Source organism: Pedobacter sp. UYEF25 (genome assembly GCF_054061655.1).
Genome location: NZ_JBSSEL010000003.1, coordinates 115,211 through 128,197 on the forward strand (window position 1 = coordinate 115,211; position 12,987 = coordinate 128,197).

At 38.3% G+C, this 12,987-nt stretch carries 14 protein-coding genes; 12 read left to right on the top strand and 2 right to left on the bottom strand.

All coding sequences use genetic code 11. The features are described from left to right. Positions 1-5: 5 nt before the first annotated feature. Both ACVWYG_RS04425 and ACVWYG_RS04430 read right to left on the bottom strand, forming a co-directional pair. Positions 6-1,025: an anion permease gene (locus tag ACVWYG_RS04425; RefSeq protein ID WP_457268938.1), complete on the bottom strand. Its 1,020-nt coding sequence runs from the start codon at positions 1,023-1,025 to the stop codon at positions 6-8. 11 nt (positions 1,026-1,036) lie between these two features. Next, positions 1,037-1,678, bottom strand: a complete 642-nt coding sequence (locus ACVWYG_RS04430) for a DUF47 domain-containing protein (protein ID WP_457268939.1) — start codon at positions 1,676-1,678, stop codon at positions 1,037-1,039. Positions 1,679-2,232: 554 nt separating this feature from the next. Between ACVWYG_RS04430 and ACVWYG_RS04435 the strand changes: the two genes are divergently transcribed. The 12 genes from ACVWYG_RS04435 (at position 2,233) to nuoF (ending at position 12,978) form a co-directional block, all read left to right on the top strand. Further along, the gene (locus ACVWYG_RS04435; protein ID WP_457268940.1) at positions 2,233-3,069 is read left to right on the top strand and encodes a MotA/TolQ/ExbB proton channel family protein; all 837 of its coding nucleotides are present in this window, start codon (positions 2,233-2,235) and stop codon (positions 3,067-3,069) included. 73 nt (positions 3,070-3,142) lie between these two features. Further along, positions 3,143-3,757 carry an ExbD/TolR family protein gene (locus tag ACVWYG_RS04440; protein ID WP_457268941.1) on the top strand — a complete coding sequence of 205 codons (615 nt, stop codon included), beginning with the start codon at positions 3,143-3,145 and terminating at the stop codon, positions 3,755-3,757. Between the two features lie 3 nt (positions 3,758-3,760). Continuing rightward, positions 3,761-4,267, top strand: coding sequence for an ExbD/TolR family protein (locus ACVWYG_RS04445; RefSeq protein ID WP_457268942.1), 507 nt, complete (start codon positions 3,761-3,763; stop codon positions 4,265-4,267). A gap of 18 nt (positions 4,268-4,285) precedes the next feature. Next, entirely contained in the window at positions 4,286-5,104 is an 819-nt protein-coding gene (locus ACVWYG_RS04450) for an energy transducer TonB (protein ID WP_457268943.1), read from the top strand. A 226-nt stretch (positions 5,105-5,330) separates the two neighbouring features. Beyond that, a complete protein-coding gene (locus ACVWYG_RS04455; protein WP_457268944.1) occupies positions 5,331-6,236 on the top strand; it encodes a substrate-binding domain-containing protein in 906 nt (301 codons plus the stop codon). A 128-nt stretch (positions 6,237-6,364) separates the two neighbouring features. Beyond that, entirely contained in the window at positions 6,365-8,086 is a 1,722-nt protein-coding gene (locus tag ACVWYG_RS04460; RefSeq protein WP_457268945.1) for a tetratricopeptide repeat protein, read from the top strand. A 72-nt stretch (positions 8,087-8,158) separates the two neighbouring features. Continuing rightward, positions 8,159-8,533 (top strand): NADH-quinone oxidoreductase subunit A, encoded by a 375-nt coding sequence (locus ACVWYG_RS04465; RefSeq protein WP_457268947.1) that lies wholly within the window; start codon positions 8,159-8,161, stop codon positions 8,531-8,533. A gap of 148 nt (positions 8,534-8,681) precedes the next feature. Further along, the gene (locus ACVWYG_RS04470; RefSeq protein WP_457268948.1) at positions 8,682-9,224 is read left to right on the top strand and encodes an NADH-quinone oxidoreductase subunit B; all 543 of its coding nucleotides are present in this window, start codon (positions 8,682-8,684) and stop codon (positions 9,222-9,224) included. Then, the gene (locus ACVWYG_RS04475) at positions 9,224-9,724 is read left to right on the top strand and encodes an NADH-quinone oxidoreductase subunit C (protein ID WP_457268949.1); all 501 of its coding nucleotides are present in this window, start codon (positions 9,224-9,226) and stop codon (positions 9,722-9,724) included. The genes ACVWYG_RS04470 and ACVWYG_RS04475 overlap by 1 nt, the downstream gene beginning before the upstream one ends. Before the next feature lie 88 nt (positions 9,725-9,812). Further along, positions 9,813-11,027, top strand: coding sequence for an NADH-quinone oxidoreductase subunit D (locus ACVWYG_RS04480; RefSeq protein ID WP_457268950.1), 1,215 nt, complete (start codon positions 9,813-9,815; stop codon positions 11,025-11,027). After that, a complete protein-coding gene (locus tag ACVWYG_RS04485) occupies positions 11,020-11,532 on the top strand; it encodes an NADH-quinone oxidoreductase subunit NuoE family protein (protein ID WP_457268951.1) in 513 nt (170 codons plus the stop codon). Before ACVWYG_RS04480 ends, ACVWYG_RS04485 begins: the two co-directional genes overlap by 8 nt. Positions 11,533-11,613: 81 nt before the next feature. Then, positions 11,614-12,978, top strand: coding sequence for an NADH-quinone oxidoreductase subunit NuoF (gene nuoF / locus ACVWYG_RS04490; RefSeq protein ID WP_457268952.1), 1,365 nt, complete (start codon positions 11,614-11,616; stop codon positions 12,976-12,978). The last annotated feature ends 9 nt before the right edge of the window (positions 12,979-12,987 follow it).

Below are 12,987 nucleotides of genomic sequence, written 5' to 3' on the forward strand. Positions count from 1 at the left end.
ACAAATTATCCTACACGGAGTACGAAGTGTATAAATCCATAAATAATTCCTGCCAGAAGCGCAGAAATAGGAATTGTTAGTATCCATGCCCAAATAAGACTCACCGTAACACCCCATCGTACCGCAGAAACACTCTTAACCAAACCAACCCCAACAATAGAACCCGTGATGGTATGTGTGGTAGATACAGGAATTCCAAAATGTTCTGTAATGGCCAATGTTACAGCTCCGGCACTCTCTGCAGCCACACCTTCTAAGGCATTTACTTTTGTGATTTTTGTGCCCATGGTCTTCACAATCTTCCAACCGCCGCTCATGGTACCCAAACTTATGGCAGAATAACATACAATCGGAACCCAATTTGGCATAGATGCAAAATCTGGAATTACTTTTTGCGCAATAAGCGCGGTGGCAATAATACCCATCACTTTTTGAGCATCGTTACCTCCGTGGAAAAAGCTAAGCGCTGCAGAAGATAGAAGTTGTAATCTTTTAAACCACCTTTCTGCAACCGCCGGTTTTGCGTTTTTACAAATATTGATAATGAGTAAGGTGATTGCAATAGAAATAATTAGTCCAATAATTGGCGCCAACACAATAAATGAAACAATTTTTATAATGGGCACGAGGTTAACTGCGTCTATAGGGCTTGAGCCTAAAAAAAAAGCGTGCGTCATGGCCGCCCCGGCAAATCCACCTATTAATGTGTGAGAAGAACTGGAAGGAATGCCTTGCCACCAAGTAAATAAATTCCATATAATTGCCGCAACAAGTCCTGCTAAAATAACATGTAAGGTAATGTAGTGTTCTATAACAGTTTTTGCGATGGTATTGGCTACCTTATGATCTGTAAATACAAAATATGCGGCAAAATTAAAAATTGCAGCCCACAAAACGGCCTGAAAGGGGGTAAGTACTTTTGTAGAAACTACGGTTGCAATAGAATTGGCTGCGTCATGAAATCCGTTAATATAATCGAAAACGATTGCCAATATAACGACAACAATAAGTAAAGTAGAATACATTTTTGATTTGGTTATGCGTTCTTAACAAGAATGGTTTCTAGCACGTTTGCAACGTCCTCGCACTTATCAGAAGCTTTTTCTATGGTTTGTAATACCTCTTTTTGTTTAATTAATTCGATGGCATTCGTTTCGAATTCAAACAGTTTGGCTACTGCCATCGTAAATACATAATCTGCCTGATTTTCTCCACTGTTTATCCTAATGCATGCATCTGCAATAACCCTTATATTTTTAAAGCTTCGCAATTCTTTGATGGCCTTATCTATATCAGTGCACATTTCTACCAAAAGCTCAGCAATTTTCACCACTGGTTCATGTACTGCGGAAATGTTGTACATCTGGATGCGATTTGCAGTGCCATAGATGTAATCTGCTACGTCATCCACGGCCGAAGCAAGCTGATGAATGTCCTCTCTATCAAATGGCGTAATAAAGTTTTTACTTAGCTCTAAAAAGATCGAATGGGTAATGTCATCGCCAACATGCTCCAGTCGCTCAATTTCTTTGAATAGGGTTTTTCTCGCTTCAAGATCTCCTGTGCTAACCATTTCTAGCAAAGCCTCCGAAATATGAAGTGCATTGCTACCAGCTTTTTCAAATAAAGGATGGAATTTTTTATCCTGCGGCGTAAAAAATTTGAAGATGTTGTTCATTTTTCTTTAATAATGTGTCGCAAAAATACTTAACCAATGTTAAGTTAATGTTAAGTTATACTTCGTTGCTTGTAAATGGTGTTAGCCTGCGTTTTCTAGTTTACCCAATTTCCGAAATGGCGGAGAATAATAACCATAAATAGTTTCTAATTAATGTTGTACAGGATTTGTGGAAGATAAATAACTAAAGAAGTGGGGTTTATGGACTAAAATTATAGTTTACGCGTGCTTAACTTGTCGATCTGACTTTTATTAAATCAATAAAATAAAGTTTTTTTCCTGCAAAAATTTGCTTTTAGAGTTTTTTTTAGTTTTCATTGTGAAATAATTGTAGTGTCAAAAAAACCGCTGTACGTAAAATTTCAGATGATGCAATAATTTAAAGTGGTTAACGTAACAATTTATTAGTTTATGGATGAATTAATTTATAATGTTAAATCTATTTATAAATTTGTTTATCGCAACATTAATCATCAAGTTGCGTTGACAGGAGTATCTTAATCAAATAAAATTAAAAAATTAACAACAAGAACTAAAACTAAAATTTAAAAACAATGGCAAACGCACCAACACCAACAACTGTAAAGAAAAAAGAAAGCTCTTCTACGGCGTCAAATTACCTTGCAGTACTTTTAATTCCCATTTGCATTATTATCGGTTTTTGCATCTGGAGGTTCGTCTTTGGCGAGTCGACCAATTTCATTGATGGGGACAGTGATAAGTTACCTTTACCCGGAAACTATTTAGGAACGGCTTTTAAAGGTGGCCCAATTGTAGCGGTCTTGGTAGGTTTATTATTAACAACTATCGTATTCTCTATTGAAAGACTAATTGTAATTGGCAAAGCAAGTGGCAAAACCAGTTTAGATGTGTTTATGCGCAAAATTCAAGGTTTGCTAAGTGCGCATAATATAGATGCAGCAGCAGCTGAGTGCGATAAACAAGAAGGATCAGTGGCTAACGTTATTAAATCTGGATTGAAAAAATACAAAGAAGTTGAATCTGATTCGACTATGGATGTAGAACAATCTATTGTAGCTATACAAAAAGAAGTAGAAGAAGCAACAGCCTTAGAAATGCCTATGTTGGAGCAAAACCTTACCATTATTGCAACGTTGGTTTCCATCGGTACTCTAATTGGTTTATTGGGTACAGTAACCGGTATGATTCGTGCATTTGCTGGTTTGGCAAACTCCGGTGCTCCAGATCAATCTGCACTCGCAGTTGGTATCTCTGAGGCATTGATCAATACAATGACAGGTATCTCAGTATCTACAGTTGCGATTATCATGTACAACATTCTTACTTCTAAAATAGATAAGTTAACTTACGCCATTGATGAAGCCGGTTTTAGCATTGTGCAGACCTATGCCTCTTCGCATAAAAATTAATTTTTAAAAATAATTTTACCGGCTTTATGGAAAACCGGGAAAAAAATCATCATTATTAAAAATCAATTAAATTATGCCTAGAATTAAAGTTAAAAGAACTAGTACGGTAACAGACATGACCGCCATGTGCGACGTTGCTGCGCTGTTACTTACCTTCTTTATCTTAACAGCAACGGCAAGGCAACCAGAACCATTGGCAGTACAAACACCTTCATCTACGTATGAAACAAAAGTACCACCAGAAAACAACGCCATTTTAACCATTGGACAGGGGGAGGTTTTCTTTGAAGTTGCGGGAAATAAGGTAAGAGAAAAGGCACTGCAGAATATGGGTGAGATATACAAAATTACCTTTACACCTCAAGAGCTTCAGCGATTTTCCGTAATCTCTAGTTTTGGAGTGCCGATGTCAAACATCAAACAATTTATTGCGATGGACGGAGGCGACAGAATGAAAAAGGGAGTGCAGCATGGAATTCCACTTGATTCGGTAGACAACCAGTTGAAGAATTGGATATTGAGCGCCCGTCGAGCTACGAAGGAAATCAATAACGAAGATATGAAAGTAAGCATTAAAGGCGACAGCCAAGAGGGCTACCCAGTTATTAAAAAAGTTATTGATATTTTACAAGATCAAGGAGTTAACAAGTTTTTGCTGGTTACAAACGCAGAGGCTAAAAAGAAGTAAAAAATGGCAGAATTAAATACGGGCGGAAAAAAATCCGCACCAAGGGTTGATATGACCCCAATGGTAGATTTGATGTTTTTGCTGGTTACTTTCTTTATTTTAACCACCTCTATTTCTACCCCGCAGGCGATGGATATTGTTAAGCCAGATAAGAACGACAAACAACCAGAGAACAGATTGGAATTGAAGGCTTCAAAAACCATGACTATCCTGTTAGGAAAAAAAGATAAGGTAGCTTGGTACATGGGAGTTGCTGGAGACAGTGCGCCAAACATCGAGAGTCTATCGCAGCTTGACAAATCTATTATAGATAATAGGAAAACTGCTGATGCATCTGGAGTTCCTGGGGATTTTGTTGTATTGGTAAAGCCAACCTCTGGAGCTACATTCAAAAATTTTGTAGACATTATGGACGAGTTGGAAATACTTAAAGTTAAGGTAAGACAGATTGATGATGTTAATATCTTGCCTGCAGAGAAACAAGCGATGATCAGTCAGGGTATATTATAAACCATTAAATCAGTAATCATGTCAAAGTTAGATATTTACAGAAAAGAATGGCTCGAAGTTGTTTTTGCAGATAAAAATAAAGTGTACGGTGCTTACCAATTGCGTAAGAATAGTCCGGCAAATACCACAAGGGCACTTATTATTGGCTCAGTGTTATTTATACTATTGTTTTTCTCTCCAAAAATATACAGTTTGATTAAAGGCAATGCCGATAAGCAAGACGAGCAGTTAAAGGCTCAAGAGGTTATTTTGATGCCTCCAAAACCCTTGGATCCAAAAACACCCCCACCGCCGCCGGTAGAACCACCGCCGCCGAAGGTAGATCAGGTAAAGATGCCGCCTCCAATTGTTAAGCCCGATATAGAGGTTAAGGAGGAGCCACCAACAGTAGAAAAGCTTAAGGTTGCTGACCCTGGTCAAAGAGACATTAAAGGTGATCCAACAGCAGATATTGTAATCGCAGAACCTGTTGGTAACGGTCCGAAGAGAGAAGCTGCTGTTGCAGTAGATGACAATAAGGTTTATGATTTCGTTAGTATAGAAAAACAACCCGAGTTTCCAGGTGGTTTGCCAAAATTCTACGACTACTTAGGTAAATCCATTCGTTATCCTCCTATGGCTCAAGAAAACAATGTGCAGGGTAAGGTTTTCTTAACTTTCGTAGTAGAGAAAGACGGTAAGCTTACAGATATACAAGTGGTAAGGGGACCGGGAAGTGGTACGAATGAAGAGGCTGTACGTGTGTTAAAGGCCAGCCCAAGATGGAATCCAGGTATTCAAAATGGTGTTCCGGTGAGGGTTAAATATAACATCGCAGTTAATTTCAACCTTCAGTAAGTGTATGTTCAATTTTGATACGTTTAAGCAAAAATCGCCCATTCAGCGATTTTTGCTTATTTTAAGTCTTCTCATGTTTTTGTTTTTTGTGGTGATAGGCTTTATGTTTATATTTTGGCAGGCACTAAACCTAGGGAACCTTCAGGGTTATCGGGTACCAATAGGCATTTTCTTTATTTTGTACGGCTTCTTAAGAATGTGGAGCTTAAATAAGAAAAATCAGTAGATGAAGATTAAACTAGTTTTTTATTTGTGTTGTTTGATTTTTTTTGTTGCTTGTCAAAGTAAAAAAAAAGAGGCCATATCCGTCGAAGAAACACGGACAAGCGGTACAATGAAGATATTGGTAGATGAAAGTGTGGCACCAATTGTTCAACAACAAATAGATATTTTTTCGTTGGATTATCCCAATGCGCACATCGTCCCGGTGGTTAAGCCTGAGGAAAAGCTGTTGCCAACGTTTTTAAACGATACCATTAGAGTAATTGTATTGCCTAGGTTGTTAACCAAAGAGGAAGAAAAATATTATCAACAGCGTAACATTAGAATAAATTCATCTCGCTTTGCGGTAGATGGAATAGCTCTTATTACAAATAAAGACAATACAGATAGCACTATAACCGTTAAAGAAATTATCGACGCTTTACAGGGGAAATCTTCCGTTAAAAAATTCGTATTCGATAATGCATATTCGAGTACTTTTCAATATTTGAAAAATTTGGCGAAAGTCAGACAGTTTCCAGCGTCTGGTGTATTTACTAAAGAAAATAGTGATCAAGTTATAGATTTTGTTTCTAAAGAAAAGGATTTCATAGGAATTCTTGGCGTAAACTGGCTTTCAGAAAATAATTTGAAGATGGCCGATGCCATATCGAAAGTTAAGTTTGTTGGGGTGAAAAATGTGAAGGGCGCTTCTGGTGATGATAAATTTTATAAGCCAACCCAAGATAATTTGATTAATGGCATCTATCCATTGTTGAGAAACGTAAATATAATTGATTGTGAGGGTAGGGATGGTTTGGGCACAGGTTTTGCTATATGGCTGCGTAGCCAACGAGGACAGCTTATTGTATTAAAATCAAATTTGGCTCCTCATAAAATGATGCCGAGGGTATTAAATTTTCAAAAATAGCGGCGAACCATGTTATCAATTGCGTTATTTTTGAAATACTAAAAAGTAAATTTAAAAAATTAGTAAATTTGGACACATCTAAATTTTTCACTAATCGTAACTAGAACAGATTAAATTAAATTACAACTATGAAAATTACAAAGAAGGCGATAGCTTTTAACCTGGGGTTAATGGTGATGTGTTCTGCAGTTTTTGCTCAAGATTTGAAAGATGCGAAAAAAGCAATCGATGCAGAACAGTACCAGAAGGCATTTGGGATCTTAAAATCACTTGTAAGTTCCAAACCTTCTGAAGGGAGCAATTATTACAGCTTAGGTATTTTATATCTAAAAACAGGCTCACCAGATTCGGCAAGGGCGGTGTTTAATAAGGGGATTGCACAAGATCCAAAAAATAACTTAAATTTTATTGGGTTGGGAGAAGCAGATATGTTGGCGGGAAATCCAACGTCGGCAAAAACCAATTTTGATAAGGCTGTTGATATTGATTCGAAACATTTTGAAACTTATTTAGAAATTGGTAAAGCTTATTTGGCTCAAGACAAACCTTTGGATGTGGCCTCTAAGCCAGATTACACAGCTGCGTTGGCCAACATTACCAAGGCTGATGAGATAGATAAGAAAGATCAAAGCGCAGATATATTTTTAGCCAAAGGTGATGCTTATGCTTTACAAAAAAATAATTCTGAGGCTTTGGGGCCGTATTTCAGGGTAAATGATATAGATGCTGCAAACATGAGGTCTAAGACCCAAATTGGTCGGATGTACAAAGAATCCCGTGCTTTTCCCGAGTCAGAAAAGCAATTAGAAGATGTAATTGCAGCAGACGCAAACTACGGTCCAGCTTATCGAGAGCTTGCCGAACTTTATTTACAATGGAGTAATTTTGGTGCTGATTCTACAAAATCTGCCAAGGCGATTCAGAATTACAAAAAGTACATGAGTCTTACAGACGAATCTGCTCAATCGAAAATAAGATTTATGCAGTTTCTTGCCTACGCAAAAGATTATAAAGAACTGCAAAAAGTAGCGTCCGACATAAATGTACCCGCAAATGATCCAAAGTCTTTAATCATCACCCGACTGAAAGGTTGGTCTGCTTATGAGAATGGCGACTATCCAAATGCATTAACTTATATGCAAGATTTTTTTAACAAAGAAAAAGACACTACCAAACTATTGGCGAATGATTACCTTTATTTAGGTCAGGCTTTGATAAAAAATGGAAAAGACACTACTGCAGGCATGGCAAACTTAACAAAGGCAATAGAAAAAGATTCTACTAATTCTGCAGCTATCGTTGATGTGGCATCAGCGCTTTTAAAAGCTAGTAAATTTAAGGAAGCTTATAATGCTTATAGTTTGGCAGCTAAATACAATCCGAATGGCAAAGGTTCTCTATATAATTATTATTATATGGGATACGCGGCTTTTCGAGTAGGTTATAATGACAAAGCAAATAAGAGACCTTTTGATGAAAAGATGCTTGTTGGTGCTGATTCTGCATTGACTCATCTCGTAAAACTTGATTCAACTTTGGCTTTGGGTTATTTTACTCAGGCAAGGATTAATGATTATATAGATCAAACAAGACAGCCAAATGATTTGAAAGGATTGGCCATCGATTATTACGAAAAGTACATTTCGATGATAAAGCCGGAAGATCAAGAGAAAAGTAAAGCTAATTTGACAGAGGCTTATAACTATATCGGTGCTTATTTGGCCAGTAGAGATAAGCCAAGGGCGATTGAAAACCTGCAGAAAAGTGCTGCTTTAGATCCTACTGCACAAGGATCTTTTGCTCCTAACAAGCTTAAAGAATTGCAGGCGACACCAAAAGGTAAAAAGTAAAACCACATAACATCAAGGCAGGATTTTGTAATCCTGCCTTTTTCTTTTAATTTCGCAGTAAATTTAGAACAAATGCAAACCGTCCAAAGTACCCCGATAGATTTTCTTCCCATTCTTTTCCAAATCATTGTTGCCATGGGTTTTGTAGTGGTAACGCTTTTTGCTACTCATTTTTTAGGTCCGAGCAGAAAGACCAGCGATAAGTTAGAGACTTTTGAAGCAGGTGTAAAGGTTGTGGGTAATGCTCGCCAGCCTTTTTCTATAAAGTATTTCGTTGTTGCCATTCTATTTGTGCTTTTCGATATCGAAGTTATTTTTATGTATCCTTGGGCTGTAAATTTTAGGGCTTTAAAAATGGACGGATTAATAGAGATGTTTATCTTTATGGGTACATTATTGCTCGGTTTTATCTATGTTTTAAAGAAGAAAGTATTGGATTGGAACTAGATAGTTAACTGCCGGTTGGAAAGTGTAATTTCCAATTTAGCTAATTATTTAGATTGCTTCTAAATCAGGCAAGCTTTGTATATTCGTTTTTAAATGTCGTAAATTTGTGCTTTAACTGTATTCAGTTGGGCACTTTTTATTTATAAGCATGAGTGAAATTAATTTGGTAGATGCGCCTCCGGGCATAGAAGGCGCTGGTTTTTTTGCAACTTCTATGGACAAAGTAATAGGCTTGGCCCGCTCTAATTCCCTGTGGCCGCTTCCTTTTGCAACCTCTTGCTGTGGCATCGAATTTATGGCCACCATGGGTTCGCATTACGATTTAGGGAGATTTGGTGCAGAACGATTAAGTTTCTCTCCGCGCCAAGCCGATGTACTTATGGTTATGGGTACCATAGCAAAAAAAATGGGACCAGTGTTAAAACAAGTTTACATTCAAATGGCTGAGCCTAGATGGGTAATGGCGGTTGGTGCTTGTGCAAGTAGCGGAGGCATTTTCGATTCGTATTCGGTATTGCAAGGCATAGATGAAGTTATTCCCGTTGATGTTTATGTACCCGGTTGTCCTCCAAGACCTGAGGCAATTTTAGACGGGTTCCAACGCATACAGGATTTAGTAAGAAATGAATCGGGCAGGCGTAGAAATTCCGATTACTACAAAAACCTTTTAGGCCAATACGGAATTAAGTAATGGAAGAGATAACCGTAAATCAACGCTTAATAGAAAAGTTGCTAATAAATTTTGGCGATAGACTAACGGCAGTGTCAGAACCTTATGGTTTATTGACTTTTTCTACATCGAAAGAAGACATTACTGAAGTATTGAAATTTTTAAAAGAAGATCTTCAGTTTAGCTTCTTAACAGATATTACAGCAGTTCATTATCCCGGAAAGAAAGAAGGTGTAGCTGTTGTTTATCATTTACACAACATGGTGGAGCGAATGAGGATAAGAGTAAAAGTGTTTTTGAATGAAAGCCATCCATCAATTCCCACTGCCACGGTTTTGTGGCGATCTGCCAATTGGATGGAGCGCGAAACTTTTGATTTTTTCGGAGTTAAGTTTGACGGTCATCCAGATTTGCGGAGAATATTGAATATGGATGATTTAGGCGTGCATCCAATGCTAAAGCAATATCCGTTAGAAGATCCGAACAGAGTAGATAAAAAAGACGAATTTTTTGGAAGATAAATTTTATTATTCTTCTGAAGAATTTGTATAACGTATAAGAGTAAATCATTAATAAATAAAAAATTCTCCTTTTAGAGTTTTAGAGGCTATGGACCACAATCATCCAGTATATACCGATAACGATCCACAGAGCGAGCTCGTAACGCTTAATCTTGGGCCAACTCACCCGGCAACGCATGGTGTTTTCCAGAATGTGTTGCAAATGGATGGCGAGCGCATCGTTAGTGCTGTCTCTACAATTGGATACATCCATCGTGCATTCGAGAAGATTGCAGAACACCGTCCGTTTTACCAAATTACACCGCTTACGGATCGGATGAACTATTGTTCGTCGCCTATAAACAATATGGGTTGGCACATGACGGTAGAAAAATTATTGGATATTGAAATGCCAAAGCGTGTAGATTATCTTCGGGTAATCATTATGGAGCTTTCTCGGATTTCAGATCACATTATCTGCAATACCATAATTGGACAAGATACTGGCGCAACAACTACCTTTTTATATCTGTTTCAATTTCGGGAACACATTTACGAAATTTACGAGGAGATTTGCGGTGCAAGACTTACCACCAATATTGGAAGAATTGGTGGGTTAGAAAGGGATTTTAACGAAGTAGCGTTTGCCAAGATCAATAAATTTTTGAAAGAATTTCCTGTAGCGCTGAAGGAGTTTGAAAATTTATTAAATCGAAACAGGATTTTTATAGATAGAACTGCCGGGGTTGCAGAAGTAACTCAAGAAACAGCATTAAATTACGGCTGGACCGGCCCTTTGCTTAGGGCAACAGGTGTTGATTACGATGTTAGGGTAGGTGATCCTTATTCTTCCTATCAAGATTTTGATTTTGAAGTGCCTGTCGGTACAAAAGGTGATATTTATGATCGGTATCTTGTGCGGAACGAAGAAATGTGGCAAAGCTTACGTTTGATTGAACAAGCGTTGGAGAAAATTAAAGGAGAGCCTAAAGGTATTTTCCATGCCGAAGTACCTGATTTTTATTTGCCACCCAAACAAGAGGTTTATAACAATATGGAGGCGCTTATTTATCATTTTAAAATTGTGATGGGAGAAATTGACGCGCCAAAGGCAGAAATTTACCATGCGGTTGAAGGAGGAAATGGTGAGGTTGGCTTTTATCTGATTAATGATGGTGGTCGTACTCCTTACAGACTTCATTTTCGCAGACCGAGCTTCGTCAATTATCAGATGTTTGCCAAGATGAGCGAAGGAATGTTGCTTTCTGACGCGATTATTAACTTAAGTAGTATGAATGTTATTGCGGGAGAATTAGATGCTTAAAGTAGAAGAACATGCACCTGTAGAGTTTTCATCAGCGATGGTCTCTAAGTTCGACGAAATAAAAGGGCGTTACCCAGTCGGCAAAGAGAAATCTGCATTGTTGCCCATGTTGCACTTGGTGCAGGAGCAGTATCTTTGGATAAGTACTCCGGCGATGGATAAAATTGCCGAGTATTTGGAAATTTCGCCAATTGAGGTGTACGAAGTAGCGACTTTTTACAGCATGTATTTTCTAAAGCCTCAAGGCAAATATGCCATGGAGGTTTGTAGAACCGGACCATGTTGTTTGGTTGGTGCAGAGAAAATATTGGCTCATTTAGAGCAAAAACTTGGTGTCAAAGAGGGAGAAGTTACAGAAGACGGCCTTTTTAGTTTTAGAGGCGTAGAATGTTTGGCCGCCTGCGGTTACGGACCAGTGCTGCAAATTAGTCCGGATTATACTTTTTATGAAAACCTTACACCAGATAGTGTAGATAAATTGATTGAAGATTTAAAGAATAAATAAGATTCGAGAAACTAGATATGGGATAGGAGAATGGGCAATTTGTCCAATATCTCACATCTCACATCGCACATCTAAAAATAAATGAGCCGCAAATTATTACTTGAACACATTAACGTAGCTGGCATTAATACTTTTGACGTCTATCGCCAAAAAGGAGGTTATCGAGCCGTGGAAAAAGCTTTAAAGACAATGTCTCCAGAAGATATTGTAGAAGAAGTTAAAAAATCAGGTCTTCGAGGGCGAGGTGGGGCTGGATTTCCAACAGGTATGAAATGGAGTTTTTTGGCCAAACCAGAGGGTGTTGCTCGATATCTGGTATGCAATGCAGATGAATCTGAACCCGGTACTTTTAAAGACCGGTATTTGATGACACATATTCCGCACGCGCTTATTGAAGGTATGATTGTTGGTAGCTTTGCCCTTGGAGCAAAAACCTCTTTCATTTATGTTCGTGGCGAAATGATGCCCCAAATTCGTATTTTGGAAAAAGCAATTGCCGAAGCGAGGGCCGCAGGTTTTTTAGGTAAAAATATTTTAGGTACTGGTTACGATTTAGAACTCTATGTTCAACCTGGCGGTGGTGCCTATATTTGTGGAGAAGAAACTGCATTGCTTGAATCTTTGGAGGGTAAGAGAGGTAATCCGCGGATAAAACCACCTTTTCCTGCAATTGCCGGGTTGTATGGCTGCCCGACAGTGGTAAACAATGTAGAGTCCATTGCTGCTGTGGTTCCAATTATCAATGACGGCGCAGAAGAATACGCTAAAATTGGAATTGGCAGAAGTACTGGTACAAAATTAATTTCTGCGGGTGGAAATGTTGCAAAACCGGGTGTCTACGAAATAGAACTTGGATTACCTGTAGAAGAATTTATATATTCTGATGAATATTGCGGTGGCATAGCAAATGGGAAAAGGTTAAAAGCTACGGTTGCTGGCGGTTCTTCCGTTCCTATTTTACCTGCTAATTTAACGTTGAGACTTGCCAATGGCGAGCCAAGATTAATGAGCTATGAATCTTTGTCTGAAGGTGGTTTTGCAACGGGAACCATGCTTGGTTCTGGAGGTTTTATTGCTTTTGACGAAGATCAATCTATCGTACGGAACACTTGGAACTTTGCTAGGTTTTACAGCCACGAAAGTTGCGGGCAATGTTCTCCTTGCAGAGAAGGCACTGGGTGGATGGAAAAGGTATTGCATCGCATAGTAAACGGTCATGGCAATATGAGCGACATAGATTTATTGGTAAATGTTGCTAAAAATATAGAAGGAAATACCATTTGTCCGCTTGGGGATGCCGCTGCCTGGCCTGTGGCCAGTGCAATACGTCATTTTAGAGATGAATTTGAGTGGTATATAAATGAGCCGATCAAAAGCCAAACCCAAAATTATGGGTTGGCAAATTATGCAGTGCCGATTGAAAAGGCTAAAGAAGTTGAAGCTTAAAATGAAGAA